This window comes from Kitasatospora sp. NPDC090091 (assembly GCF_044747365.1).
Classification (GTDB): Bacteria; Actinomycetota; Actinomycetes; order Streptomycetales; family Streptomycetaceae; genus Kitasatospora.
The window spans coordinates 164,592-189,388 of the sequence record NZ_JBIVDY010000011.1 but is presented as its reverse complement, the minus strand read 5'-3'; the positions used below and the strand labels follow the sequence as shown (position 1 = coordinate 189,388).

At 73.0% G+C, this 24,797-nt stretch carries 25 protein-coding genes; 15 read left to right on the top strand and 10 right to left on the bottom strand.

Annotated elements, in window-relative coordinates; genetic code table 11:
• Position 1: 1 nt before the first annotated feature.
• The 5 genes from ACIPSC_RS20715 to ACIPSC_RS20695 all read right to left on the bottom strand — a co-directional run bounded on the left by ACIPSC_RS20715 (position 2) and on the right by ACIPSC_RS20695 (position 4,493).
• The gene (locus ACIPSC_RS20715) at positions 2–262 is read right to left on the bottom strand and encodes an acyl carrier protein (protein ID WP_400827363.1); all 261 of its coding nucleotides are present in this window, start codon (positions 260–262) and stop codon (positions 2–4) included.
• 70 nt (positions 263–332) lie between these two features.
• Positions 333–1,574, bottom strand: a complete 1,242-nt coding sequence (locus tag ACIPSC_RS20710) for a beta-ketoacyl synthase N-terminal-like domain-containing protein (protein WP_400827361.1) — start codon at positions 1,572–1,574, stop codon at positions 333–335.
• 5 nt (positions 1,575–1,579) lie between these two features.
• Positions 1,580–2,836: a beta-ketoacyl-[acyl-carrier-protein] synthase family protein gene (locus tag ACIPSC_RS20705; RefSeq protein WP_400827360.1), complete on the bottom strand. Its 1,257-nt coding sequence runs from the start codon at positions 2,834–2,836 to the stop codon at positions 1,580–1,582.
• Positions 2,833–3,267, bottom strand: coding sequence for a cupin domain-containing protein (locus ACIPSC_RS20700; RefSeq protein ID WP_400827359.1), 435 nt, complete (start codon positions 3,265–3,267; stop codon positions 2,833–2,835). Before ACIPSC_RS20700 ends, ACIPSC_RS20705 begins: the two co-directional genes overlap by 4 nt.
• A gap of 59 nt (positions 3,268–3,326) precedes the next feature.
• Positions 3,327–4,493: a SchA/CurD-like domain-containing protein gene (locus ACIPSC_RS20695; RefSeq protein WP_400827357.1), complete on the bottom strand. Its 1,167-nt coding sequence runs from the start codon at positions 4,491–4,493 to the stop codon at positions 3,327–3,329.
• Positions 4,494–4,799: 306 nt separating this feature from the next.
• On the opposite strand from ACIPSC_RS20695, the gene ACIPSC_RS20690 reads away from it, so the two are divergent.
• The gene (locus ACIPSC_RS20690) at positions 4,800–6,425 is read left to right on the top strand and encodes an FAD-dependent oxidoreductase (RefSeq protein ID WP_400827355.1); all 1,626 of its coding nucleotides are present in this window, start codon (positions 4,800–4,802) and stop codon (positions 6,423–6,425) included.
• Positions 6,426–6,747: 322 nt separating this feature from the next.
• Here ACIPSC_RS20690 and ACIPSC_RS20685 read toward each other — a convergent pair whose 3' ends face one another.
• Positions 6,748–8,403, bottom strand: coding sequence for an APC family permease (locus tag ACIPSC_RS20685; RefSeq protein WP_400827354.1), 1,656 nt, complete (start codon positions 8,401–8,403; stop codon positions 6,748–6,750).
• Between the two features lie 392 nt (positions 8,404–8,795).
• Between ACIPSC_RS20685 and ACIPSC_RS20680 the strand changes: the two genes are divergently transcribed.
• The 8 genes from ACIPSC_RS20680 to ACIPSC_RS20645 all read left to right on the top strand — a co-directional run bounded on the left by ACIPSC_RS20680 (position 8,796) and on the right by ACIPSC_RS20645 (position 15,263).
• Complete coding sequence (locus tag ACIPSC_RS20680) at positions 8,796–9,098, top strand: urease subunit gamma (protein WP_238864500.1); 303 nt, start codon at positions 8,796–8,798, stop codon at positions 9,096–9,098.
• 14 nt (positions 9,099–9,112) lie between these two features.
• Positions 9,113–9,424, top strand: coding sequence for an urease subunit beta (locus ACIPSC_RS20675; RefSeq protein ID WP_400827506.1), 312 nt, complete (start codon positions 9,113–9,115; stop codon positions 9,422–9,424).
• Entirely contained in the window at positions 9,417–11,207 is a 1,791-nt protein-coding gene (locus ACIPSC_RS20670; RefSeq protein ID WP_400827353.1) for an urease subunit alpha, read from the top strand. The genes ACIPSC_RS20675 and ACIPSC_RS20670 overlap by 8 nt, the downstream gene beginning before the upstream one ends.
• Before the next feature lie 13 nt (positions 11,208–11,220).
• Positions 11,221–11,886: an urease accessory protein UreF gene (locus ACIPSC_RS20665; RefSeq protein ID WP_400827352.1), complete on the top strand. Its 666-nt coding sequence runs from the start codon at positions 11,221–11,223 to the stop codon at positions 11,884–11,886.
• Entirely contained in the window at positions 11,876–12,658 is a 783-nt protein-coding gene (gene ureG / locus ACIPSC_RS20660) for an urease accessory protein UreG (RefSeq protein ID WP_400827351.1), read from the top strand. Before ACIPSC_RS20665 ends, ureG begins: the two co-directional genes overlap by 11 nt.
• Positions 12,655–13,383, top strand: a complete 729-nt coding sequence (locus ACIPSC_RS20655) for an urease accessory protein UreD (RefSeq protein ID WP_400827350.1) — start codon at positions 12,655–12,657, stop codon at positions 13,381–13,383. The genes ureG and ACIPSC_RS20655 overlap by 4 nt, the downstream gene beginning before the upstream one ends.
• 62 nt (positions 13,384–13,445) lie before the next feature.
• Positions 13,446–14,771 carry a DUF2254 domain-containing protein gene (locus tag ACIPSC_RS20650; protein WP_400827349.1) on the top strand — a complete coding sequence of 442 codons (1,326 nt, stop codon included), beginning with the start codon at positions 13,446–13,448 and terminating at the stop codon, positions 14,769–14,771.
• 168 nt (positions 14,772–14,939) lie between these two features.
• Positions 14,940–15,263: a hypothetical protein gene (locus ACIPSC_RS20645; protein WP_400827348.1), complete on the top strand. Its 324-nt coding sequence runs from the start codon at positions 14,940–14,942 to the stop codon at positions 15,261–15,263.
• Between the two features lie 15 nt (positions 15,264–15,278).
• Here ACIPSC_RS20645 and ACIPSC_RS20640 read toward each other — a convergent pair.
• Positions 15,279–16,222 (bottom strand): IS5 family transposase gene (locus ACIPSC_RS20640; protein WP_400827505.1). Its coding sequence is split into 2 segments (ribosomal slippage): positions 15,279–15,833 and positions 15,836–16,222, totalling 942 coding nucleotides; the frame shifts between segments, so codons are not numbered across the junction.
• 172 nt (positions 16,223–16,394) lie between these two features.
• On the opposite strand from ACIPSC_RS20640, the gene ACIPSC_RS20635 reads away from it, so the two are divergent.
• Positions 16,395–17,018 carry a TetR/AcrR family transcriptional regulator gene (locus ACIPSC_RS20635; protein WP_400827503.1) on the top strand — a complete coding sequence of 208 codons (624 nt, stop codon included), beginning with the start codon at positions 16,395–16,397 and terminating at the stop codon, positions 17,016–17,018.
• Positions 17,015–18,382 (top strand): carotenoid oxygenase family protein, encoded by a 1,368-nt coding sequence (locus ACIPSC_RS20630; RefSeq protein WP_400827346.1) that lies wholly within the window; start codon positions 17,015–17,017, stop codon positions 18,380–18,382. The genes ACIPSC_RS20635 and ACIPSC_RS20630 overlap by 4 nt, the downstream gene beginning before the upstream one ends.
• Here ACIPSC_RS20630 and ACIPSC_RS20625 read toward each other — a convergent pair.
• Entirely contained in the window at positions 18,379–19,350 is a 972-nt protein-coding gene (locus tag ACIPSC_RS20625) for a serine/threonine dehydratase (RefSeq protein WP_400827344.1), read from the bottom strand. The two genes, ACIPSC_RS20630 and ACIPSC_RS20625, sit on opposite strands and share 4 nt — an antisense overlap.
• Positions 19,351–19,641: 291 nt before the next feature.
• Between ACIPSC_RS20625 and ACIPSC_RS20620 the strand changes: the two genes are divergently transcribed.
• Positions 19,642–20,511: an EamA family transporter gene (locus tag ACIPSC_RS20620; protein WP_400827343.1), complete on the top strand. Its 870-nt coding sequence runs from the start codon at positions 19,642–19,644 to the stop codon at positions 20,509–20,511.
• Positions 20,512–20,577: 66 nt separating this feature from the next.
• Here the strand turns inward: ACIPSC_RS20620 and ACIPSC_RS20615 are convergent, their stop codons facing one another.
• Both ACIPSC_RS20615 and ACIPSC_RS20610 read right to left on the bottom strand, forming a co-directional pair.
• A complete protein-coding gene (locus ACIPSC_RS20615) occupies positions 20,578–20,892 on the bottom strand; it encodes a hypothetical protein (RefSeq protein WP_400827342.1) in 315 nt (104 codons plus the stop codon).
• Positions 20,889–21,188, bottom strand: a complete 300-nt coding sequence (locus ACIPSC_RS20610; RefSeq protein ID WP_400827341.1) for an SAV_915 family protein — start codon at positions 21,186–21,188, stop codon at positions 20,889–20,891. Before ACIPSC_RS20610 ends, ACIPSC_RS20615 begins: the two co-directional genes overlap by 4 nt.
• A 271-nt stretch (positions 21,189–21,459) precedes the next feature.
• Here ACIPSC_RS20610 and ACIPSC_RS20605 point away from each other — a divergent pair, with 271 nt between their 5' ends.
• The 3 genes from ACIPSC_RS20605 (at position 21,460) to ACIPSC_RS20595 (ending at position 24,715) form a co-directional block, all read left to right on the top strand.
• On the top strand, positions 21,460–21,891 hold the full coding sequence (locus tag ACIPSC_RS20605; protein ID WP_400827339.1) for a helix-turn-helix domain-containing protein: 432 nt from the start codon (positions 21,460–21,462) through the stop codon (positions 21,889–21,891).
• Positions 21,884–22,375 carry a DUF4180 domain-containing protein gene (locus ACIPSC_RS20600; RefSeq protein WP_400827337.1) on the top strand — a complete coding sequence of 164 codons (492 nt, stop codon included), beginning with the start codon at positions 21,884–21,886 and terminating at the stop codon, positions 22,373–22,375. Before ACIPSC_RS20605 ends, ACIPSC_RS20600 begins: the two co-directional genes overlap by 8 nt.
• Before the next feature lie 117 nt (positions 22,376–22,492).
• Positions 22,493–24,715, top strand: coding sequence for an NADP-dependent isocitrate dehydrogenase (locus ACIPSC_RS20595; protein WP_400827335.1), 2,223 nt, complete (start codon positions 22,493–22,495; stop codon positions 24,713–24,715).
• Positions 24,716–24,797 lie beyond the last annotated feature (82 nt).

The window sequence follows — 24,797 nt, the reverse complement described above, 5'->3', positions numbered from 1 at the left end:
CTCAGGCACCAGCCTTCGCGGTGAAGGCGGAGTTGACCAGTTGCAGGAATTCGGCCGGGGTCTTGGCCGACTCGGCGCCGTTGGTGACCTTCACGCCGTGCCGGTTCTCCAGTTCGCCGACCACGCCGAGCAGACCGAGGGAGTCCACGCCGAACTCGTCGAAGCTGGCGCCCGGGCGCTCCAGGTCCACCGGGTCGATCACGACGCCGGCCCGGGCCTGGATCAGCGTGGCCAGTTCGGGATGGGTGAGGGTGTTGCTCACGGGTTGTTCCCTTCCGTAGGTGGGCTCACCGGGTCTGCCGGGTGAGCCGGGTGGGCCAGACGGGGTGCGGTCAGGCCTGCTCGCCGCGCCGGAGCACCAGCGCGGAGTTGGAGCCCATCAGCCCGCGGCTGAGCACCAGGGCGGTGCGCAGTTCGGCCGGGCGGGCACGGCCGGTCACCAGGGCGAGGTCGTGGCAGACCTCGGTGACGTTGGGGGTCGGCGGCACCACGCCGTCCTCCATGGCCAGGACGGCGGCGGCCGTGTCCAGCAGCGGCGCGCCGCAGTAGGCCCGCCCGGTGCCGGACTTGGGCGCGGTGACCGGCACGCGTTCGGCGTACGGGCCGAGGGCGTCGGCCAGTGCGAGTGCCTCGGCGCGGTCGGCGGCCGGGACGCCGAGGGCGTCGGCGAAGACCACGTCGACGTCCTCCGCGGAGATCCGGGCCTGGTCGAGCGCGATCCGGATCGCCGCGGCCAGGCCCTCCCGGGATTCCTCCCAGCGGGAGGCACCGGTGAAGGTCGCGCCGTGTCCGGCCAGATGGGCCCGGACGGCGGCGCCCCGGCGGCGGGCCGTCTCCTCGTCCTCCAGCAGCAGCATCGCGCCACCCTCGGCGGGGGAGAAGCCGGCCGCCGCGGAGGAGAACGGCAGATAGGCCCGGTCGGCCTGCTCGGCGAGGCTGAGCTCGGGGTAGCCGAGCTGGCAGACCATCGAGTACGGCGCCAGCGGCGCCTCGGCGGCGCCGGCCACCACGGCGTCGGTGCCGCGCTCGATGGCCCGGGCGGCGTGGGCCAGGGCGTCAAGGCCGCCGGCCTCGTCGCTGGCCACCACCCCGCACGGGCCCTTGTAGCCGCCGCGGATCGAGACCTGGCCGGTGCTGGCCGCGTAGAACCAGGCGATGGACTGGTACGGGCCGACGAACTGCGGTCCCTGTCCCCAGAGTTGCTGGAGCTCGCGCTGGCCGAACTCGCCGCCGCCGGAGCCGGCCGCGGTCACCACGCCGACGCCGAAGGGCTGCTCGGGGTCGGGGGTGAACCCGGCGTCCGCCACCGCCAGGTCGGCGGCGGCCATCGCGTAGTGGGTGAAGCGGTCGGTCTGCACCAGGAAGCGGCTGTCGATCACCGACGCCGGGTCGAAGTCCCTCACCTGGCCCGCAATTCGCAGGGGGAGGTGCGCGCAGCCCTCCCGGGATATCCGGTCGAGGACGCTCACGCCCTGCGTGGTGGCCTTCCAGAAGGCGTCGGCCCCGACGCCGTTCGGCGCCACCACGCCGAGGCCGGTGACCACCGCCCGGCGGCCCTGTTGACGTGACGTCATGGAAATCACCCCGTTCTGTTCAGCACGACGGCGGACTGGAATCCGCCGAATCCGCTGCCGACCGACAGGATGTGACGGAGCGGCAGCTCGCGCGCGGTGCGCGGCACGTAGTCGAGGTCGCACTCCGGGTCCGGAGTCTCGTAGTTGGCGGTCGGCGGCACCACGCCGTGGGCGAGGGCGAGGGTGCACGCGACCACCTCGATCGCACCGATCGCGCCGAGCGAGTGCCCGACCATCGACTTGATCGAGCTCATCGGCGTCTCGTAGGCGTGCCCGCCGAGCGAGCGCTTCACGGCCGCCGTCTCGTGCCGGTCGTTCTGCTTGGTGCCCGAGCCGTGCGCGTTGACGTAGTCGACGTCGGTGCGGTTCACCCGGGCGTGGGCGAGCGCCTCGTCGATCGCCCGGGACATCTCCAGCCCCTCCTGGGTGAGGCCGGTCATGTGGTAGGCGTTGCCGAAGGTGGCGAAACCGCCGATCTCGCCGTAGATCCGGGCGCCGCGTCGGCGGGCGTGCTCCAGCTCCTCCAGCACCAGGACGGCGCCGCCCTCGCCGAGCACGAAGCCGTCCCGGTGGGCGTCGAAGGGGCGGGAGGCGTGCTCCGGATCGTCGTTGCGCTCGCTGGTGGCCTTGATGGCGTCGAAGCAGGCGACGGTGATCGGCGAGATCGGGGAGTCGGAGGCGCCGGCGATGCAGATGTCGGCGCGCCCCTCCTCGACCGCCTGGAAGGCGTAGCCGATCGCGTCCAGCCCGGAGGTGCAGCCGGTGGAGACAGTCTGCACCGGGCCGTGCGCGCCGGTGCGCTCGGCGACCGTGGAGGCCAGCGTGCTGGGCGCGAACGCCCGGTGCAGCTGGGGCTCGGCCTGTCGGTGGTCGACGTCCCAGCGGTCGCCGCCGGCGCTGACCAGGGCGTAGTCGTGCTCCAGCCGGGTGGTGCCGCCGACCGCCGTCCCGAGGGAGACGGCGATCCGCCACGGGTCCTCCGCGGCCAGGTCGAGCCCGGCGTCGGCGATCGCCTCGTCCGCCGCCACCATCGCGAACTGCACGTAGCGGTCCGCCCGTTGGACCTCCTCGGGGCCCAGCCCGTGCGCCGCCGGGTCGAAGTCGCACTCGGCGGCGATCCGGGAGCGGAACCCGGTGGGGTCGAAGAGCGTGATGCCCCGGGTGGCGGTGCGCCCGGAGGTGAGCAGCCGCCAGAAGGCCGGCACGCCCACACCGCCGGGCGCCACCACACCGATCCCGGTGACGGCGACACGCCGTGTCACGAAGCGACCTTGGCGTGTTCCGGCGGGCCGGAGGCGACGGCCGGTTCGGTCTCCTCGGTGTCGACGTGGCCGAGCTCGGGCCGCGGTGCGAGCGGGCCGAGGTGGAAGACCATCCGGGCCTCGGTGTCGCCGACGTTGCGGAAGCGGTGACGCATGTTGAGCGGGATCATCAGGCCCTGGTTGGGCTTGATCGGACGGGTCTCGCCGTCCAGGTCCACCTCCAGGTCGCCGCACACCACGAACACGAACTCCTCGGAGTACGGGTGGTAGTGCTCGCCGATCCGCTCGCCGGGCTGCACGATGGCCAGACCCATGAACCCGCTGGTCGCGCCGCAGGTGGTGGGGGTGAGCATGGCGCGCAGGTCGCCGCCGCGCCGCCGGTTCTCCGGGGCCTCGTCGACGTGCACGATCCGTGGGTACTGCGTGGTCATGATTGTTCCTCCGAGTGTGGGGTCTGGTCTTCCGGTCCTGCGGGCGGGCTGGTGCGCCGTCAGTCCATCTGCGAGCTGCGGTCGGTGACCGGGCTCATCGAGCGGGCGGCGAGGAGCGCGCTCAGACCGGCGACGGTGCGCAGGTCGCCCTCCGCGCCGAGGTCGAGCAGCCGGCCGAGCACGGTGGCCTCCCGCTCGCCGGCCACGCCGAGCGCGGCGGCCGGGTCGGCCTCGGCGGGCACCCGCAGGTCCACCAGGCGGACCACGACGTCGTCGCGGTGGAAGACCGTGCTCGCCGCGACCGGGCCGGTCGGGTCGGCGGTGGCGAGGTTGTCGTACTCGGCCAGCAGCTCGGCCACCGCCCGCCCGTTGCCCGGCTTCACCGGGTACAGCACGGCGTGCCGGTGCAGCCGGCCGGACGCGGGGGAGCCGGCGATCGCCTGGTGCTCGGCCGGCAGGGCGGCCTTGGCGAAGAAGGCGCGCGCCGACTGCGGGTCGCCCAGCTGCCGGGCCTCCTCCAGGTACGGGTTGATGGCCTCCTCGACGGCCCGGACCTCGGGCTGCATCGCGACGTGGCGCAGCGCGTCGCCGAGGCTGCCGATCACCTCGACCGCCCGGACGACCCGGTTGCCGTGCATGAACAGTGAGGTGCGGCGCAGCCGGGTGGTCTCGTCGACCTCGGCCTTGGGCGAGGTGTAGCCGGAGAGGATCCTGGCCACCTCGTGCTCGCTGCCCGGCTTGACGGTGAAGGTCAGCGCGTGGCGGACCACCCCGTCCGGGCCGGGGGCGGCCTGCGGCGGGCCGACGTGCCCGGGGGTCTGGGTGCGGGGCAGGCCGGGCGGGACCGGCATCGGCGCGCGGGTGCCGGTGGCGCCGGCCGCGGAGGTCTCGCGGAGGATGGAGTAGCGCAGCGAGCGGAACGTGTCGCTGACGCAGCCGTGCATCGGCTTGACCATCTCGCGGTGCGCGGGGCTGTCCACCCACTCCAGGAAGGTCTCCTGGTCCCGCCACTCGCTGGTGATCAGCCACTGCCGCGGGTCGTTGATCGACTGGCAGAGCTGGTCGCTCACATGGCCGGGGACCGAGGCCACCTGGTGGCGCAGCTTCTCGTAGACGTCGAGGAAGCGCTGCTGGGCGCCGTCCTTGATTTCGAGCATCAGCATCACGCGCAGCCGGGTGTCGGTCTCGGCGTGCTGCTGCGCCTGCGGTTCGGACAGAGTCGTCATGATCCACTTTCTGCTTCTGAGCCGCCCGCGAAGGGCCGCGCCGGGCGGCGTCCGGGGGACTGCGCCCGGCGGGGGAGGAGGGCGGTGCGGTGGCGGTCGGCCCTGGCGTTCGGCGCCAGGCCTGAGGTCGATCGTGCGCGGACCCCACGGGTTGCGCGAGATATGCGGGCCATCCGGGCGAAGTGGCGGCAGAACGCCCCCGGCGCGGGGGATGGAAGGACGGGGCCGCTGTCCGTCCGGCCCCGCCGAGGGCGGCGCCGTGCCCCGCAGCCGGGCCGCGAACCCCCGTACAGGCTGGAGCAATTGATGAATCCGAAGGTTGATGACCGGGTGCCGGTCCTGATCGTCGGCGGCTCGCTCGTCGGGCTGTCGGCCTCACTCTTCCTGGGCCGACTGGGTGTCAGACACCTGCTGGTCGAGAAGCACGCCGACACCTCGCATCACCCGCGTGGCCGAGGCAACAACGTCCGCACGATGGAGCTCTACCGGGTCGCCGGGATCGAGCCGGCGATCCGCGAGGCCGCCTCGGTGCTCGCCGCGAACCACGGCATCCTGCAGGCCCCCTCGCTGACCGGCGCGGAGCAGGAGTGGCTGTTCCGGGAGATCGACCCGGGCGGGCGGCTGGCCCGGTTCAGCCCGAGCGCGTGGTGCCTGTGCAGCCAGAACGACCTGGAGCCGGTGCTGCTGCGGTCCGCCCGCGAGCTGGGCGGAGACGTGCGGTTCAGCACCGAGCTGGTCTCCTTCGAACAGGACGCCGAGGGCGTCACGGCGCTGCTGCGCAGCCGGGAGACCGGTGAGGAGCGGACCGTCCGGGCGCAGTACCTGGTTGCCGCGGACGGTCCGCGCAGCCCGGCCCGGGAGCGGCTGGGCATCGGCCAGTCCGGGAAGGGCGAGCTGTTCCACAACGTCAGCATCACCTTCCGGGCCAAGCGGCTGGCCGAGGCGGTGGGCGACCGGCACTTCATCGCCTGCTACCTGACCAACCCGGAGGCGGACGGCGCGCTGCTGCCGGTGGACAACCACGAGGAGTGGGTGTTCCACGCGCCCTGGCACCCGGAGCACGGCGAGCCGCTGGAGGCGTTCACCGACGAGCGCTGCGTCCGGCACATCCGGGCCGCGGTCGGCATCCCGGACCTGGAGGTGGAGGTCACCGGGAAGGCGCCCTGGCACGCGGCCGAGCGGGTGGCCGAGCGGTACTCCAGCGGCCGGGTCTTCCTGGCCGGGGACTCCGCGCACGAGATGTCGCCGACCGGAGCGTTCGGCTCCAACACCGGCATCCAGGACGCGCACAACCTGGCCTGGAAGCTGGCCGCGGTGCTCTGCGGCTGGGCCGGGCCGGAGCTGCTGGAGTCGTACGGGCGGGAGCGGCAGCCGGTGGCGCAGGTCACCGGCGAGCGCGCCTCGGCCCGGTCGGCCGAGCACAGCCACCCCGGGTACGCGGTGGTGCCGGGCGTCGGACGGCAGGCCGGGGTGCTGGCGGTGGCGCTCGGCTACCGCTACCCCGCGGGCGCGGTGGTCGGGACGGACCCGGCCGGTCCGGTGGTGCCGGAGCAGTTCGGGGCCAACGGCGAGCCCGGCAGCCGGGCGCCGCACCAGTGGCTGCTGCGCGCCGGGGTGAAGCTCTCCACGCTCGACCTGTACGAGCAGGCGATGGTGCTGCTCACCGGCCCGGAGGGCGCGGCCTGGCTGGACGGCGCCCGGCGGGCGGCGGACCGGCTGGCCGTCCCGCTGGACGCCTACCGGATCGGCACCGGCGCGGAGGACGACCTGGCACCCGAGCCCGGGGCGGACTTCGCCGAGCTGCACGGGGTGCGCCCGGACGGCGCGGTGCTGGTCCGCCCGGACGGCTTCGTCGCCTGGCGCTCCGAGGGCGCCGCGGCGGACCCGGAGGCGGCGGTGGCGACGGCCCTGCGCGCGGTGCTGAAGATCTAGCGAGCGGGCGCCACCCGCCCCGAGAGCGCACCTTGGGCGAGCGGGCGCCACCCGCCCCGAGAGCGCACCTTGGGCGAGCGGGCGCCACCCGCCCCGAGAGCGCACTTTGGGCGAGCGGGCGCCACCCGCCCCGAGCCGAAGGGGCGCGCCGGTGCCGAAAGTGAGGAGTGACCAGCGAGGTACGAGCGCCGGAGCGACGAGTGTCGGCGCCGGGCCAGAAGCACCCCGGAGACGAGTGGGCGACAAGCGGGGCACGGGCCCGCCGGTGAACCGGCGGGCCCGTGCGTTGGGTGGTGGATCGTCGAGGGGGTGGTGGGGTGCGTCAGTGACCGCCCGCGTCGACGACCTCCACGTCTTCGATGTTCTTCTCGATCACGTCGGCCGGCAGCGCGACCCGGATCGCCCAGAAGTAGATGCCGAGGGCGAAGACCGCGACCACGAGCATGTCCCACCACATCGGGATGTTGCCCTGGCCACCGAAGGTGCCCTGCCAGGAGATCACGCCGAGGCCCACCAGGAAGGCCGGCAGCCACTGGGCGGCCCGCCAGTCCAGGCGCGGGGCGTTCGGCAGGCCCCTGCGGATCGCGTAGACCGCGTAGCCGCCGAGCAGCAGGTAGCCGATCAGGATCGCGAAGCCCAGGCGGTACAGGGTGTCCCAGCCGGACCAGTAGATGATCAGGCTGGCGACCACGAAGGACAGCGGCGAGATGACCGAGCCACCGGGCAGGCGGTAGGACCGCTCGCGGTTGGGCAGGCGGCGGCGCAGCGCGCCGAAGGCGAGCGGGGCGCCGGCGTACATCAGCACGCTCGCGGAGGTGATGAAGCCGACCAGCTCGTGCCAGCTCGGGAACGGCAGGAAGCAGATCACGCCGGTCACGAAGGACATGATCAGGCCGAAGTACGGCACGCCGTTCTTGTCGACCTTCTCGAAGGCCTGCGGCGCGTAGCCGTTCTTGCTCAGGCCGTAGGAGATGCGCGAGGTGGAGGTGGTGTAGATCAGGCCGGCGCCGCCGGGGGAGACGATGGCGTCCACGTAGAGGACGTAGGCCAGCCAGCCGAGGCCGACGGTCATCGCGAGGCCGGCGAAGGGGCGGCTGATGCCCTCGAAGTCCAGGCCGGCCCAGCCGCCGGCGAGGCTCGCGGCGGGGATCGCGGCGATGAAGACGACCTGGAGCAGGACGTAGATCAGGGTGCCGATGCTGACCGAGCCGATGACGGCGCGCGGGATGTCGCGCTTGGGGTTGCGGCTCTCACCCGAGATCTGCAGGGCCTGCTCGAAGCCGAGCAGGGCGAAGATGATGCCGCTGGTGCTGATCGCGGTGAGGACACCCTTGATGCCGAACGGCGCGAAGCCGTGCTCGGTGAAGTTGCCCGGGTGGAAGTTGGTGATGGCCAGGACGAAGATCGTGGCCAGCGGGACGGCGATCTTGAACCACGTGGTGATGCTGTTGGTGCGGGCGAGCACCTTGACGCCGAGGAAGTTGACCGCGACGAAGAGGGCCATCAGGAAGACGGCGACTATGAGGCCGCTGGTGGTCAGCGTCTCGTCGGGCCGCTGCAGGCCCTCGGCGAAGGACCAGTGCGTGGCGTAGTTGATCATGGCGAAGACTTCGATCGGCGCCACGGTCGCCGCCTGAAGCCAGGAGAACCAGCCGAAGGACATCCCCGCCAGGCCGCCGAAGGCGTAGTGCGGGTAGCGGGCGGTGCCACCCGCGACGGGGAAGAGGCCGCCGAGCTCGGCGTGGACGAACGCCAGCAGTGCGATCGCGATGGCGCCGATGCCCCAGGAGATGAGGGCGGCGGGGCCGGCGACCATGGAGGCGTTCTTGGCGCTGAACAGCCACCCGGAGCCGATGATCGAGCCGACCGAGGCCCACATGAGGCCGATCAGGCCGACCTCGCGGCGCAGCGAGCGGTGGTTGGTGGTACCGGAGTCGGTACCGGTGCTCGGCGGGGAGAGCTGGTTGAGGGATGCCATTCGAAATCTCTCTGTGGTGTGGGGGCCCCGGCCATCGGAGCGCGGAGAGTTGCCACACAGTAGGCGTATTCATAGGCCTCTGCACAGATTCCTTTGCTGAATGTTTACCTACTTCGCCCCTACATCGCCGCAGGTAGGGGGCATTCAGTTCATACATGTGTTACGTAACTGATGAGTAGGTTCAGTACTTGAGCGCGAATTGAGGTTCGCTCCGGGATCATGCACTCTTGACGGCGAATCGATTTATAGAAATGGCGGGTCGTGCATAGTGATGCCGACCCGAACGGGTGACGGCTACTGCCGCCGGGGTCGTTCGTCCGCTACGGTATGCGCCACCACCGCGGCACAGCGTCGTGTCCGCGCGCTCTTACTCCCCTCGAAGGTGCGCGCAGATGAAACTCACCCCCCACGAGCAGGAGCGCCTGCTCGTCCACGTGGCCGCCGACGTGGCCCGCTCCCGCCGGGCCCGCGGCCTGCGGCTCAACCACCCCGAGGCGGTCGCCCTGATCACCTCGCACGTGCTGGAGGGCGCCCGCGACGGCCGGACCGTGGCCGAGCTGATGGACTCCGGCCGCAAGGTGCTCACCCGGGACGACGTGATGGACGGGATCCCCGAGATGATCCCGGACGTCCAGGTCGAGGCGACCTTCCCGGACGGCACCAAACTGGTCACCGTCCACGGGCCGATCCAGTGAGCGCCGCCGAGCAGCTGATTCCGGGTCAGATCCTCTACGGCGAAGGCGAGATCGCGCTGAACCTCGGCCTGCCGGTGACCCGGCTGACCGTCCGCAACGGCGCCGACCGACCGGTCCAGGTCGGCTCGCACTACCACTTCGCCGAGGCCAACCCCGGCCTCGACTTCGACCGGGCCGCCGCCCGCGGCCGCCGGCTGAACATCCCCGCCGGCACTGCCGTGCGCTTCGAACCGGGCATCCCGGTGGAGGTCGAGCTGGTCCCGGTCACCGGCCGCCGCGAGATCGCCGGCCTGCGCGGCGAGACGGGAGGGCCGCTCGATGGCTGACCCCGCGGTCGAACGGCCCGCCGGCCGCCCTGTCGCCGGGCGCCCCGCCGCCGGACGCCCCGCGCTGCGCCTCACCCGGGAGCGCTACGCCGACCTCTACGGGCCGACCACCGGCGACCGGATCCGGCTCGGCGACACCAACCTGCTGATCGAGATCGAGGAGGACCGCAGCCGCGGCGGCGACGAGGCCGTCTTCGGCGGCGGCAAGGTCATCCGCGAGTCGATGGGCCAGGCCCGCGCGGGCCGGGCCGAGGGCGCCCCCGACACCGTCGTCACCGGCGCCGTGGTGCTCGACCACTGGGGCGTCGTGAAGGCCGACATCGGCATCCGGGACGGCCGGATCACCGCCCTCGGCAAGGCCGGCAACCCGGAGACCATGGACGGCGTCCACCCCGACCTGGTCATCGGCCCCGAGACCGAGGTGATCTCCGGCAACGGCCGGATCGTCACCGCCGGGGCGATCGATGCGCACGTCCACTTCATCTGCCCGCAGCTGGCCGACGAGGCACTGGCCTCCGGCGTCACCACCCTGGTCGGCGGCGGCACCGGCCCCGCCGAGGGCAGCAAGGCCACCACGATCACCCCGGGCGCCTGGCACCTCGGCCGGATGTTCGCCGCGATGGACGGCCTGCCGGTCAACCTCGGCCTGCTCGGCAAGGGCAACACCGTCAACGAGACGGCGATGCACGACCAGCTGCGGGCCGGCGCGCTCGGCTTCAAGATCCACGAGGACTGGGGCGCCACCCCCGCGGCGATCGACGCCTGCCTGCGGGTCTGCGACCGGACCGGAGCCCAACTCGCCCTCCACACCGACACCTTGAACGAGGCCGGGTTCGTCGGCGACACCCTCGCCGCGATCGCCGGCCGTGGCGTCCACGCCTACCACACCGAGGGCGCCGGCGGCGGCCACGCCCCCGACATCATCACCGTGGTCGGCGAGGCCAACGTGCTGCCCAGCTCCACCAACCCGACCAGGCCGCACACCGTCAACACCGCCGACGAACACCTCGACATGCTGATGGTCTGCCACCACCTCAGCCCGCACGTCCCCGAGGACCTCGCCTTCGCGGAGTCCCGGATCCGGCCCGCGACCATCGCCGCCGAGGACGTCCTGCACGACCTCGGCGCCATCTCCATCATCAGCTCCGACTCCCAGGCCATGGGCCGGATCGGCGAGATCGTGCTGCGGACCTGGCAGACCGCCCACGTGATGAAGGCCCGCCGCGGCGCCCTGCCCGGCGACGGCCGCGCCGACAACCACCGGGCCCGCCGCTACGTCGCCAAGTACACCATCAACCCCGCGGTCGCCCAGGGCCTGGACGGCGAGATCGGCTCGGTCGAACCCGGCAAGCTCGCCGACCTGGTCTTCTGGACACCGGCCTTCTTCGGTGCCAAGCCCGACCTCGTGGTCAAGGGCGGCCAGATCGCCTGGGCGCAGATGGGCGACGCCAACGCCTCCATCCCCACCCCCCAACCCGTCTTCCCCCGGCCGATGTTCGGCGCCACCGGGCGCTCCGCGGCGGCCAACTCGCTCAACTTCACCGCACCGGTGGCGATCGAGCACGGGCTGCCCGAGCGGCTCGCCGAACAGCTGGGCGTGGCCAAGCAGTTCACCGCGATCCGGAACACCCGCGGCGTCACCAAGGAGCACATGGTCAACAACAGCGCCCGCCCGCACGTGCAGGTCGACCCCGACAGCTTCACCGTCACCGTCGACGGCGAGCCCGTCACCCCCGAACCGGCCACCGAACTGCCGCTCGCCCAGCGGTACTTCCTCTTCTGAGCAGCACGCAGCGATGACCGTCGCCGCACTGCTGCTGCTCGCCGACGGGCGGTTCCCCGCCGGCGGCCACGCCCACTCCGGCGGCGCCGAGGCCGCCGTCCGGGCCGGCCGGGTGCACGACACCGCGAGCATGGCGGCCTTCCTCACCGGCCGGCTGCACACCACCGGACTGGTGGCCGCCGCCCTGGCCGCCGCGGCCGCCACCGGACAGGACGCCGTCCTGCTCGACCGGGCCGCCGACGCCCGCACGCCGTCCGCCGCGCTGCGCGCCACCAGCCGGCGGCTCGGCCGCCAGCTGCTGCGGGCCGCCCGCGCCGCCTGGCCGCACCCCGGCCTCGACCGGCTGGCCGCGGAACTCCCGCGCGGCGCCCACCAACCGGTCGCGTTCGGCGTCACCGCGCTCGCCGCCGGACTCACCCCCGTCCAGGCCGCGTCCGCCGCCGCGTACGAGAGCGTCAACGGGCCGGCCACCGCGTGCGTGCGGCTGCTCGGCCTCGACCCGTACGAGGTCACCGCCGCACTCGCCCGCCTCGCCCCGCAGCTCGACTCCGTCGCCGCCGCGGCCGCCGAGTCCGCCGCCCACGGCGACCCGGACGCGCTGCCCGCCGCCTCCGCCCCGCTGCTCGACGTCTACGCCGAGCAGCACACCTCCTGGAAGGTCCGCCTCTTTGCATCGTGACCACGCCGACCCCGTCGACGCCCCCGCCCGCCACACCCACACCGTCAACGGCCCGCGCACCGCCGAGGGTCCGCCGGTCGCCGACGGCCCCCGGACCGCGGACGGCAGCCGCCGGGCCCTGCGGATCGGCCTCGGCGGGCCGGTCGGCTCCGGCAAGACCGCCACCGTCGCCGCCCTCTGCCGCCTGCTGCGCGAGGAGCTGTCGCTGGCCGTCGTCACCAACGACATCTACACCACCGAGGACGCCGAGTTCCTGCTCCGCAACGCCGTCCTGCCACCCGAGCGGATCACCGCCGTCGAGACCGGCTGCTGCCCGCACACCGCCATCCGCGACGACATCTCCGCCAACCTGGAGGCCGTCGAGGAGCTGGAGGCCGCGGTCGGGCCGCTCGACCTCGTCCTGGTCGAGTCCGGCGGCGACAACCTCACCGCCACCTTCAGCCGGGGCCTGGTCGACCACCAGATCTTCGTCATCGACGTCTCCGGCGGCGACAAGATCCCCCGCAAGGGCGGCCCCGGCGTCTCCACCTCCGACCTGCTCGTCGTCAACAAGACCGACCTGGCCCCGCTGGTCGGCGCCGACCTCGACGTGATGGCCCGGGACGCCGCCGCCCAGCGCGGCGAACTGCCCACCGTCTTCTGCTCGCTCACCTCGGCCGAGGGTGTCGCCCCGGTCGCCGCCTGGGTCCGCGAGCGGCTCGCCGAGTGGCGGGCGGAGGCCCCGGCCGGGCAGCGCGCCGACGGGCGTACCGGCCGACCCGCCGGCCGGTGACGGCCGCGCTCACCGCGCAGGCCCGGATCGTCGCCGCACCGGACGGGCGGGGCGGCACCGCCCTGCCCGTCCTGTCCGGCGGCGGGCCGCTCGCGCCCCGCCGCACCCGAGGCACCGGCGGCGCCGCCCACGTCGTGGTCGTCGGCTCGATGGCCGCCCCGCTCGGCGGCGACCGGCTCGCCCTCACCGCCGAGGTCGCCGACGGCGCCGCGCTCACCGTGACCAGCGCCGCCGCCACCATCAGCCTGCCCGGCCCCGGGCCGGCGCACTACGCCGTCGAGCTCACCGTCGGTGCGGACGCCCGGCTGGACTGGCGGCCCGAACCGGTCGTCGCCGCGAGCGGCAGCCACCTCGTCCTGCACACCCGGATCACCCTCGCCGCCGGGGCCCGGCTGCGCTACCGCGAGGAGCAGGTCCTCGGCCGCCACCACGACTGGACCCGCGGCGCCGCCCCCGGACGGATCACCTCCCGGCTCACCGTCCGCCGGGCCGGCCGCCTGCTGCTCGACCAGCAGACCGACCTCGGCGCCGGAGCACCCGGCTGGGACGGCCCCGCCGTCCTCGGCGGCCACCACGCCACCGGCCAGCTGCTCACTGTCGGCCACCCGCCGCCCCCGCCCCCCGGCCCGGGTGACGCCGCCCTGCTGACCCTGCCCGGCCCGGACGCCACCCTGCTCACCGCCGCCGCCCCCGACGCCCTCGCCCTGCGGAGGCTGCTGGGGTAGGGCCCGCGGACCGGGGCGTGGCGCGCCCGCGCCCGCCCCCGGACACGCCCTAGCCTGGGGCGATGACCGATCGCCCGCCCGGTCCGCCGCGACCGGTCCGCTACCACCCGCTCTCGCCGCTGCGCGAGCACCTGCGCGACTCGTTCTGGTTCGCCCCGCTGCTGGCCTGCCTCGGTGCCGTGCTGCTCGCCTCGGCCACGGCCTGGCTGGACGAGCAGGCGGTCTCCGCCACCGTCGCCGAGACCGGCTCGGCCGACGAGCTGATGCGGTTCAACGGCGCGGCCAGGAGCGTGGTCTCCACCGTGAGTTCGGCGATGCTCACGTTCATCGCCGTGGTGTTCTCGATCTCCCTGGTCGCGCTCCAGATGGCCGCCAGCCAGTTCTCCCCGCGCGTGCTCAGGCTCTACGTGCGCAGCCGGCTGACCAAGGCCACCTTCTCGGTCTGCCTCGCCACCTTCCTGTTCTCGCTGCTGGTCCAGCTCAGCTACGACGACTCCACCGACCCGGCCGAGGTCACCGCGGTGCCGCTGTTCTCCGGCCTGACCGCGGTGCTGCTGGTGCTGCTCAGCCTCGGGCTGTTCGTGCTCTACGTCCAGGCGACCATGCGGCTGCTCCGCGTGCCGCACGTCATCGACCGGATCGCCAACGAATCGGTGGCGGTCGTCCGCCAGTACCGGCTGATGCCGCCCGAGGCGCGGCCGCCGGTCGTCCCCGAGGGGGCGCTCACCCTGCTGCACGAGGGCCGGTCCGGGGTGCTGCGCGACATCGACATCGCCCGGCTGGTGCGGATCGCCCGCAAGCACGACGTGGTGCTCCATCTCGTGCCCCGGATCGGCGACTTCGTCACCCCCGGCACCCCGATCGTCCGGGTCGCCGGCGCCGCCGACCGCCCGCCGCGCCCGCGCCGGATCGCCCAGGCGTTCAACGTGGGCGTCGAACGGACGATGCACCAGGACCTCGGCTTCGGCTTCCGGCAGTTGGTGGACATCGCGATCCGCGCGCTCTCGCCGGCCGTCAACGACCCGACCACGGCCGTCCAGGCGGTCGACCGGATCCACCAACTGCTCGGAATGGTGGTGCAGGAGAGCGTCGGCGACCTCTGCTACCGCGACCGGGCCGGCACCGTCCGGCTGGTCGAACCGGTGCCGGACTGGGGCTGCGTGGTCGACCTCGCGTTCACCGAGATCCGCCTCTGCGGCGCCGGCCACCCCCAGGTGACCCGCCGGCTCGCCGCCGCCCTGGACGACCTGCTGCGGATCGCCCCCGAGGCGCGGCGCCGCGAACTCCTGGAGCAGCGCGAGCTGTTGGACCGCGCCGTGGCCGAAAGCCTGGCCGATCCGGACGTCCGCGCCTTCGCCCTGAAGCCCGACCGCCAGGGGATCGGTTAGGAGCTGTCCCGCCGATCTTTTGACTGCCTCGTACTCAGGTCGCTGTCCTGAGTACGAGGCGGATCGATCCCGGGTGATCGACGGCCTTCTGCGCCCGGCGCGGATTCAGGCAGTGGCTGTAGGCCTCAGCCTTTCGCAGTCGGGAACAGCCCCGCGATGATGTGGGGTATGAATGCTGCTGAAGACCCTGTCGCCGCGGTGGCGCGCCTTCGGGACGAGCCGTGGGACCGCAGGTGGAACGACCTTGAGGTGGCGGGCATCGATCTGGTGTCGCTCGACACCAGGCTGGGAGGCTGCACGTACACGTGGGTCGCCAACGGCGGTTCCCTCCACGAGCAGGGAATGGCGACCGTGAGGTTCATCCTCGGCCAGCTTGAGAAGGTCATTCCCGAGCTCACTGAGGATGACAGCCCCCATGTCTGGCATCGGCTGCGCGAGATGGCTCAGCTCGTCGTGGCGCACAACCTCCCCCGGGCCGAGGTGATTTCCTAGAGGCTGTTCGATCGGTCATGTGCGGAGCCAGATGACGAGGCTCGCTGCCGTGACGGTGCCGAGGAAGACGTATCCTCGCTTGTCGTAGCGAGTCGCGACGGCTCGGGAGTTCTTCAGCTTGTTGATGGCCCGTTCGACGGTGTTGCGCTTCTTGTACCGCTCTTCGTCGAAGCCCAGCGGCCGGCCGCCTTGTGATCCCTTGCGCAGGCGGGCGGCCCGGCCGTCAGTCTTCTCCGGGATGGTGTGGCGGATGCCCCGCCGCCTCAGGTACTCGCGGCAGGGTCTGTTGCTATAGCCCTTGTCCGCCGCGACGCTGTTCGGCTTCTTGCGCGGCCTGCCCGACCCGAGTCGGGGAACGCGGGTCTTCTCCAGCACGGGCACGAACTGCGTGCAGTCCGCCCGCTGGCCTGCGGTGATGACCAAGGACAGCGGGCGGCAGCGACCGTCGGTACTCAGATGAATCTTGGTGATGAAGCCGCCGCGCGAACGGCCCAGGCCCTCGCCTCGCTCACCACCTCCACCAGGCGGCCGACGAGGCTCTGCCACGGCGGCTCGTCCTGATGTTCTGACGCCTTGTCCGCCTTTGACGCGCCCGGTGCCGGCGGCGGGTCGGTCCGTGCACCGGCCGCGTGCTGGTGCGCGCGTACGACCGTGGAGTCCACCGAGACGTCCCAGTCGATCTCGCCAACCGCATCGGCCGCGGCCTGGACCTGTTCCAGCAGCCGTTCCCAGGTGCCGTTGGCCGACCACAGCCGGTGGCGCTCGTAGACCGTCTTCCACGGCCCGAACCGCTCCGGCAAATCACGCCAGTGAACCCCGGTCCGGACCCGGTAAGGGATCCCGTCGATCACCTGCCAGTGATCACGCCACCGTCCACACCGACCATTACTCACCGGCAGGAACGGCCGCAATCGCTCCCACTCCGCGTCCGACAGATCACCGCGTTCTCCCCGCCCAATGCCCGACACAACGAGCAAATCAGGCGACAGTCACATGATCGGCCGGACAATGCCTAGCCGGGCGGTGTCGTCACGCGTCCGCTCTTCCGGACAGGGCGAGTTCGGCGACAGGGCAAGCTTCGTCAAATGCCGGGTAACAACGTTACCCGTGGGATACGGTGTTACCGTGAACATGCCTTACCAGGAAGCTCAACGCGCCGGCCAAGCGGCCGTGCGCACCGCGATCCTCGACCACGCCATCGACCTGCTGGTCACGGAGGGGCCGGCCGCGCTGACGATGCGGCGGATCGCCACAGGGATCGGCGCCTCGACCAAGGTCCTGTACACCATGTTCGGTAGCAAGGAAGGACTGGTCGACGCGCTCTACCGGGAGGGGTTCGCCCGCCTGCGGCGGGTGCAGCAACAGGCCTCCCGGACGGAGGACCCGTTGACTCGGCTCAACGACCTCGGGGCCGCCTACCGTGCCCACGCACTGGCCGAACCGGCCTACTACCGGGTGATGTTCGAGCAGGCGGTACCCGGCTTCCGGCCGAGCGCCGAGGCCCTGGGGGCGGCCGAGAGTGCCTTCGACGCCTCCGTGGCCGCCGTTCAGGCGTGCATCGACTCCGGCGTGTTCGGGCCCGGAGACGCGTACGAGATCTCGAAGATTCTGTGGGCAGCGGCACATGGGGCGGTGAGCCTGGAGATCGCCGGCCACTTCCCCCCGGAGGCCGCGGCCCGCCGATTCGACACACTGATGGCGGCGGTGGGGCGGGCATTCCTCGCCGCCGAGCAGCGACAAGGACGGACGTCATGACGATCAACCGTTATCTGTCGGGAAGCTTCGCGCCGGTCACCGAGGAGGTCACCGCGTTCGACCTGCCGGTCACCGGCCGGATCCCGGCCCACCTCAACGGCCGCTATCTGCGAAACGGTCCCAATCCGCTCGGCATCGAGGACCCCGCCGCCCACATCTGGACGCTCGGCGCCGGCATGGTGCACGGCGTCCGCATCCGCGACGGCCGTGCCGAGTGGTACCGCAACCGCTGGGTGCGCTCGTCCTCCGTCGCCGACCGGCTGGGGGAGCCGCGGCGTGGGACTCCCGTCGACGAGCGGCTGGACATGGCGCCGAACGTGCAGGTCGCGGGGCTCGCCGGTCGCACGTTCGCTCTGTTGGAGGGCGGGATCCGGCCGTACGAACTCGGTTATGAGCTCGACACGGTGGGACCCTGCGATCTGGGGGCGACTCCCGAGGGCTACAGCGCCAACGCCCACTCCGTCTTCGACCCGCACACCCGGGAGCTGCACTCGCTCGCCTTTCTGTACGGCTCGCAGCATGTCCAGCACATCGTCATGAACGAATCCGGCGCGGTGATGCGGACCGCACTGATCCATACGCCCGGGAATCCCTACATGCACGACTTCGCGCTGACCGAACACCACGTGGTGCTCTTCGACGCGCCCGTGGTGTTCAGCGCCGCCCGCCTGCCGACCGGAGTCCCCTTCGTCTGGGACGAATCCCACCAGGCGCGGGTGGGCGTGATGCCGCGCACAGGCGGCGAGGTGCGCTGGTTCGAGGTCGCCCCCGGCCTCGTGGGTCACACGCTCAACGCCTACGAGGACGGCACGGACGTGGTCATCGACATCGTCCGGCACCCGGAGGGCTTCGACATCAGGGACTTCGGCACCAGCCGTCCCACCCTGGACCGCTGGCGGGTCGACCTGGTCACCGGAAAGGTTCGAGAAGACCGGCTGGACGACCGCATCCAGGAGTTTCCGCGGGTCAACTCCCGTTGTGTCGCCCGCTCCCACCAGTACGGGTACTCGGCGGCGGTCGAGCTCTACGCGCCGCCCACCGGTCCCGGGGACCCTCGGCCGAACGAGGGGTTCAGCAGTGCGCTGCTCAAGCACGACCTGGTACGCGGTACGACCGAGGCGCACGAGTTCGGCCGGTTCGGGGCTGTGGGCGAGGGCGTGTTCGTCCCCACGGAGTCGCCGGTCGCCGAGGACGACGGTTACGTGATGGCGTACGTGCACGACGCCGAGCGCGGCGCGGCGGATCTGGTGATCCTGTCGGCCCAGGACTTCACGGGCGAACCGGTCGCGAGCGTCCACCTTCCCGTGCGGATCCCTCTCGGCCTGCACGGCAACTGGGTCCCGGGAGACCCGTGGAGCGCCTAGGCCCTTTGCGGGGCAGTGCCGTCAAAGGGGCGAAGGGCGGGGGTGACCAGGTCGGACGGGTCGGTGTTGGCGCCGCAGAGGAGGACGGCGATCCGCTTGCCGTCCTCCTCGTCCAGCTGCTCCAGCGCGGCGTGTGCGGTGGCGGCGGCGTGCTCGACGGCGATCCGGTGCCCGTCCCAGAGGGCCTGTCGGGCCCGGACGATGGCCTCGTCGGGCACCAACACCGAACGCACGCCGTGGTGTCGGGCGGCGTCCACGGCGAGGGCGGTGGCCCGGCGGGCTCCCAGGGCGTCGGCTGCCACCGATGCCACCGGCACGTCCACCGGACCACCCGCCGCCAGCGCGGCGTTCAGTGCCCGGCTGTGTTCCGGCTCCACCGCCACCACGCGGACGCCGTGCTCGCGCGCCGCGGCGGCCACGCCGGCGAACAGCCCGCCGCCGCCGACCGACAGCACCACCGTTTCCAGGGAAGGGAGTTGGGCGAGGATCTCGTCCAGGACCGTCCCCGCCCCGGCCGCGATCAGCGGGTGGTCGTAGGCGTGCGCGGCCAGGGCCCCGGTGGACGTCGCGAACTCCTCGCAGGCGGCCAGCGCCTCGGCGTACTCGCGGCCGACCGGCCGCACCTCGGCGCCGTACGAGCGCAGCCGGTCCACCTTGACGGCGGGTGCCGTTTCTGGGACGAACACTGTGGCCCGGACGCCGAGTTCGGCCGCCGCCCAGGCGCAGGCCAGGCCCGCGTTGCCGCCCGAGGCGATGGTGACGCCGGCGGCCGGCAGGTCGCCGACCTCGGCGTGCGCGAGCAGGAAGTTCTGTGCGCCGCGCGCCTTGAAGCTCCCGGTGTGCTGCAGGTACTCCAGGGCCAGCCAGACCCGCCCGGCGGCGTCCGCGGGCGCCACCGCGACCGGCCGCACCCGGCCGGCGATCCGCTGCCCGGCCGCCCTGACCTCGTCGTACGTCAGCTGGTCCATCCTGCCTGCCCTCCGTCAGATCGGTCCGGGTCGGTCGGTCCGGGTCGGTGGGCCGTGCCACCGCCGCCGACCCTATGCCGTGCGGGCGGCGGCGGGAAGATCGCGATCGCCCGGGCAGGGCACCCGCGTTAGGGTGCCTGCATGCGTTTCGTGATCCTGCCCCCGCCCGTCCGCTAGCGGGCGGCGTACTCCACGGATTCCAGCCCGGCGGCCTCGCCGCCACCGGGCCGATGGCTGCCGCCCGCGCTCATCGCGGACCTCATTCGGCACCCCATCGTGGAGAAACCTCGCATGACCTCTCATGCCGCCGTGCCGTTCCGGCGCGGCCTGATGTCCATCTCGGCCGCCGCCGTCGCCTGGGGCGTCGGTGGGGCGGTGGCCGCCGTCCTGATGCGGGCCAGTGGACTCGGTCCAGTGGCCGTCTGTTTCTGGCGGTTCGCCGTGGCGGCGGGCTGCCTGGCCCTGCTGCCGGCCGGTCGGCGCCGCGGGGGCTCCGGCCCGCTCGGCGCGGCCGTCCTCACCGGGATCGGGCTGGCGGTCAGCCAGTGTGCGTACTTCGGCTCGGTCCGGTACGCGGGCCTCGGCCTCGGCACGCTGATCACCATCGGCGCCGGGCCCGTGCTGACCAGCCTGGGCGCCCGTCTGCTGCTCGGTGAGCGGCTCACCGGGCGGGCGTTGTGCGCGACCGGGCTCGCGCTGGGCGGGCTGGCGCTGCTGGTGGCCGCTCCGGCGGCCGGTCCCCGCCCGGCGCTCGGCGTCGCGCTGGCGGTGCTGGCCGGCGCCGGGCACAGCGGGCTCACCCTGTGGGCACGCGGCGGCGGGTCGGCGCGGGCCACGGCCGGCGCGTTCACCGCCGGCCTGCTCTGCCTGCTGCCGCTCGCGGTGGCCGGCGGAGTCCTGCCCGCGGCGGGCGCCCCGGTGCCGACGGCCGTCGCGCTGCTGTTCCTCGGGACGGTGCCGACCCTGCTGGCGTACCGCTGGTACTTCGCCGGCCTGGCGGTGGTGCCGGGTGCCACCGCCTCCGTCCTGGTGCTGCTGGAGCCGGCGGCCGCGGCGCTGATCGCCACGGCGCTGCTCGGCGAGCCGCTCACACCGGGCCTGCTGCTGGGTTCGGCGCTGCTGCTGGCCGCGATCGCGGCACTGTCCCGCGGATCGGCCTGACACGCCGGGCGCGTCGGCCGCCGCCCGCCGGGCCCGTCGGGGGCGACGGGCCCGGACCGCCCGGTCTCACGAGACCGGGCGGAGCGGGGGCGGGCCCGGGTCGAGGGACCGGAGCACCAGCTCGATCCGGACCCGGGCCGCGCCCGAGCGCTGCAGGGCGGTCGTGACCGCCCGGAGCTCCGCCGGGCCGGTGCAGGCGAGGCGGAGCTCCAGGTCGGCGTCCCCGGCCAGTGCGAGGCCGCTCCGTACCGCCGGGAACTCCGCCGCGAGGCGGTGGAAGTCCAGCGGGACCGGTCCGAAGCTGATCCGGGCCAGCGCGTGCAGCGGCCGGGCGGCCTCCCCGGGGAGTGCGCCGCCGGGGACGAGACGGAGGGCGGTCACCTGGGCTGGAGCTGGGCGGCCCGGGCGGGGGAGAGCGGGGCGGCCGGCCCGGCGACCGGCGGGGCCACCAGGCGCGGGTCCAGGACCAGGGTGTCCACGCCGAGCGGCGCGACGAGCGCGCGCAGCGCAGGTTCGGCGAGCTGGACGGAGGCCTGCTCCGGGCCGAGCAGGGCGGTGAGCGCCTCCGCCGAGACGAAGCCGACCGCGCAGCGGCGGCCGTCGCGCAGGCGGAAGAGGCGGAGGGAGGTGGTGCGTCCGGTGACGGTGACCGGGACGTGCCAGACGACGCGGGCCATGCGGGTGCTCCCGAGTGGTGGAGGGGCCTGCCGGAACTGCTTCTTCGACGCTAGGGCGGCCGCGGGCGCCCGGACGCCGTCCATACGCGGCGTTGACCGAATGAGGCGCCGTGTTGACGGACTTCTGACGCACCGTGGCTTTCGGCCGCCCCCTCGCCGTGGTTCACGCCCCAGGGGAAGGGCTCCCTGGCGGACTCCCTAAATATCCCTATCCGTTCTCGTCGAATGGTAGGTTGCGGTTGTTAAGGGAAGCATGCGAGAGGTGGGCCCCGTGCCGCAGTACTACTCGGTGGAGCAGGTGGCCGAACTGCTGGGCCTGCACGTCCGCACCGTGCGCGGTTACGTCCGCGACGGCCGGTTGCGCGCGGCCAGGATCGGCAAGCAGTACCGGATCGCCCGCCAGGACCTGGAGGCCTTCACCGGCGCGCCGGTCGCCGAGCCGCTCGCCGCCGAGCCGCGCTACGCCGAGGTGTCCGCCGTGGTCCGGATCGAGTCGATCGGCCGGGTCGAGGCCGGGCGGGTGGCCGACACCGTGCTGGCGGCGATCGCCGGCCCGCGGGACGGCGGCCCGCCGCTGCGGGTCCAGGCCGTCCACGAGGCGGACCGCGAGACCCTGCGGCTGGTCGTCCTGGGCGGCCCGGCCGACACCGCGGCCGTGCTCGCCCTCGTCGACACACTGATCAAGGAGAACCGGCATGGCTGAGACCCCCGGCACCACCGAGACGGCCGGCACCGCCCAGACCCGGGGCGCGACCGAGACCCCCGGCACCACCGGGACCCCCGGCCGCACGGTCCTGTGGGTGCCCGCCGAGGGTGCGCCGATCCGCGAGGAGCGCGATGCGACCGACCTGATCGGCGAGGCCTTCGGCCACGGCGCGACCTGGGTCGTCCTCCCGGCCGCCCGGCTGCACGAGGACTTCTTCCGGCTCGGGACCAGGGTGGCCGGCGGCATCGTGCAGAAGTTCGTCAACTACCGGATCGGCCTGGTCGTGCTCGGTGACATCGCCCACCACGTCGCCGCGAGCGACGCGCTGCGCGACTTCGTCCGGGAGAGCAACCGCGGGCGGCAGCTCTGGTTCCTGGCCGACGAGGCCGAGCTCGCGGACCGTCTCGCGGGGGCCGCGGCAACCCCGGTCCGAGGGCCCTCCGCTTGCCCCGCGCCCGCCCCGGGACCACGGTGGAGCTGACCGCCGCCCGCCCCGGGAGGGCGCCCGCGCGCAATCCATGGCGGGGGGAGGTGGAGCGAGGGGGCACCGACGAGATATCTTGACGTCAAGACGTTGGAGACGTGAAGCGGAGTACCGATGACTGACTCGACCATCATCTATACGCACACCGACGAGGCGCCTGCCCTGGCAACGTACTCGTTCCTGCCGGTGGTCCAGGCCTATGCCTCGACGGCGGGCGTGCAGGTGGAGACTCGCGACATCTCCCTGGCCGGGCGGATCATCGCGAGCTTCCCGGAGCGTCTGGAGGAGGGCCAGCGGATCGAGGACGCCCTCGCCGAGCTGGGCGAGCTCGCCAAGACCCCGGGCGCCAACATCATCAAGCTGCCGAACATCTCGGCCTCCATCCCGCAGCTGAAGGCCGCGATCACCGAGCTGCAGGCGCAGGGCTACGCGCTGCCGGACTACCCGGACGACCCGCAGACCGACGAGGACAAGGACGTCCGCGCCCGCTACGACAAGGTCAAGGGCAGCGCCGTCAACCCGGTCCTGCGCGAGGGCAACTCCGACCGCCGCGCGCCCGGCTCGGTCAAGAACTACGCCAAGACCCACCCGCACCGCATGGGCGCCTGGTCGGCCGACTCCAAGACCAATGTCGCCACCATGGGCGAGAACGACTTCCGCTCCACCGAGAAGTCGACCGTGATCGCCGCGGACGGCGCGCTGCGCATCGAGCTGGTGGCCGAGGACGGCACCACCACCGTGCTGCGCGAGAAGGTCCCGGTGCTGGCCGGCGAGGTCGTCGACGCCTCCGTGATGCGCGTCGCCGCGCTGCGCGAGTTCCTGGCCGCCCAGGTCGTCCGCGCCAAGGCCGAGGGCGTGCTGTTCTCGGTGCACCTCAAGGCCACCATGATGAAGGTCTCGGACCCGATCGTCTTCGGCCACGTGGTCCGCGCCTTCTTCCCGCAGACCTTCGCCAAGTACGGCGAGGCGCTGGTCGCCGCCGGTCTGAGCCCGAACGACGGCCTCGGCACCATCCTGAACGGCCTGGACAACGTGCCGCACCTGGGCGCCGAGATCAAGGCCTCGTTCGAGGCCGAGCTGGCCGACGGCCCGGCCCTGGCCATGGTCGACTCGGACAAGGGCATCACCAACCTGCACGTCCCGAGCGACGTCATCGTCGACGCCTCGATGCCGGCCATGATCCGTACCTCCGGCCACATGTGGGGCCCGGACGGCAACGAGGCCGACACCCTGGCCGTGCTGCCGGACAGCAGCTACTCCGGCGTGTACCAGGCCGTCATCGAGGACTGCCGCGCCCACGGCGCCTTCGACCCGGCGACCATGGGCTCGGTGCCCAACGTCGGCCTGATGGCCCAGAAGGCCGAGGAGTACGGCAGCCACGACAAGACCTTCGAGATCGCCGCCGCCGGCACCGTCCGGCTCGTCGACGCCGAGGGCAACGTCGTCCTGGAGCAGGCCGTCCAGCCCGGTGACATCTTCCGCGCCTGCCAGACCAAGGACCTGCCGATCCAGGACTGGGTCAAGCTGGCCGTCACCCGCGCCCGCGCCACCGGCGACCCGGCCGTGTTCTGGCTGGACGAGAACCGTGCGCACGACGCCGTCCTGATCGAGAAGGTCAAGGCGTACCTGCCGCAGCACGACATCACCGGCCTGCAGATCGAGATCAAGTCCCCGGTCGAGGCCACCAAGTTCTCGCTGGAGCGCATCCGCCGCGGCGAGAACGCCATCTCGGTCACCGGCAACGTGCTGCGCGACTACCTGACCGACCTCTTCCCGATCCTGGAGCTGGGCACCAGCGCCAAGATGCTGTCGGTCGTCCCGCTGATGGCCGGCGGCGGCCTGTTCGAGACGGGCGCCGGCGGCTCCGCCCCGAAGCACGTCCAGCAGCTGGTCAAGGAGAACTACCTGCGCTGGGACAGCCTGGGCGAGTTCTTCGCGCTGGCCGCCAGCTTCGAGCACCTGGCCCAGTCCACCGGCAACGCCCGCGCCAAGGTGCTGGCCGACACGCTGGACCGCGCCACCGGCACCTTCCTCAACGAGGACAAGTCGCCGAGCCGCCGCCTCGGTGGCATCGACAACCGCGGCAGCCACTTCTACCTGGCCATGTACTGGGCCCAGGAGCTGGCCAAGCAGACCGAGGACGCCGAGCTGGCGCAGGCGTTCGCCGGTCTGGCGAAGGCGCTGACCGAGCAGGAGCAGACCATCGTGGCCGAGCTCGTCGCGGTCCAGGGCTCCCCGGTCGACCTGGGCGGCTACTTCCAGCCCGACCCGGCCAAGGCCGCGGCCGTGATGCGCCCGTCCGCGACCTTCAACGAGGCGCTGGCCGACCTCGGCTGAGCACGGCCGAGTTGAAGCACCGGGAGGCCCCCGGGTCCGTTGCGGACCCGGGGGCCTCCCCGCGTCGGGTGCGGGGCGCGCC

Bases quoted from the DNA above. Each gene is read 5' to 3' on its own strand.
- ACIPSC_RS20710 (WP_400827361.1), bottom strand. From the start codon at position 1,574: ATGACGTCACGTCAACAGGGCCGCCGGGCGGTGGTCACCGGCCTCGGC.
- ACIPSC_RS20700 (WP_400827359.1), bottom strand. From the start codon at position 3,267: ATGACCACGCAGTACCCACGGATCGTGCACGTCGACGAGGCCCCGGAG.
- ACIPSC_RS20695 (WP_400827357.1), bottom strand. From the start codon at position 4,493: ATGACGACTCTGTCCGAACCGCAGGCGCAGCAGCACGCCGAGACCGAC.
- ACIPSC_RS20690 (WP_400827355.1), top strand. From the start codon at position 4,800: ATGAATCCGAAGGTTGATGACCGGGTGCCGGTCCTGATCGTCGGCGGC.
- ACIPSC_RS20685 (WP_400827354.1), bottom strand. From the start codon at position 8,403: ATGGCATCCCTCAACCAGCTCTCCCCGCCGAGCACCGGTACCGACTCC.
- ACIPSC_RS20680 (WP_238864500.1), top strand. From the start codon at position 8,796: ATGAAACTCACCCCCCACGAGCAGGAGCGCCTGCTCGTCCACGTGGCC.
- ACIPSC_RS20670 (WP_400827353.1), top strand. From the start codon at position 9,417: ATGGCTGACCCCGCGGTCGAACGGCCCGCCGGCCGCCCTGTCGCCGGG.
- ACIPSC_RS20665 (WP_400827352.1), top strand. From the start codon at position 11,221: ATGACCGTCGCCGCACTGCTGCTGCTCGCCGACGGGCGGTTCCCCGCC.
- ACIPSC_RS20650 (WP_400827349.1), top strand. From the start codon at position 13,446: ATGACCGATCGCCCGCCCGGTCCGCCGCGACCGGTCCGCTACCACCCG.
- ACIPSC_RS20645 (WP_400827348.1), top strand. From the start codon at position 14,940: ATGAATGCTGCTGAAGACCCTGTCGCCGCGGTGGCGCGCCTTCGGGAC.
- ACIPSC_RS20635 (WP_400827503.1), top strand. From the start codon at position 16,395: ATGCCTTACCAGGAAGCTCAACGCGCCGGCCAAGCGGCCGTGCGCACC.
- ACIPSC_RS20630 (WP_400827346.1), top strand. From the start codon at position 17,015: ATGACGATCAACCGTTATCTGTCGGGAAGCTTCGCGCCGGTCACCGAG.
- ACIPSC_RS20625 (WP_400827344.1), bottom strand. From the start codon at position 19,350: ATGGACCAGCTGACGTACGACGAGGTCAGGGCGGCCGGGCAGCGGATC.
- ACIPSC_RS20620 (WP_400827343.1), top strand. From the start codon at position 19,642: ATGACCTCTCATGCCGCCGTGCCGTTCCGGCGCGGCCTGATGTCCATC.
- ACIPSC_RS20610 (WP_400827341.1), bottom strand. From the start codon at position 21,188: ATGGCCCGCGTCGTCTGGCACGTCCCGGTCACCGTCACCGGACGCACC.
- ACIPSC_RS20600 (WP_400827337.1), top strand. From the start codon at position 21,884: ATGGCTGAGACCCCCGGCACCACCGAGACGGCCGGCACCGCCCAGACC.
- ACIPSC_RS20595 (WP_400827335.1), top strand. From the start codon at position 22,493: ATGACTGACTCGACCATCATCTATACGCACACCGACGAGGCGCCTGCC.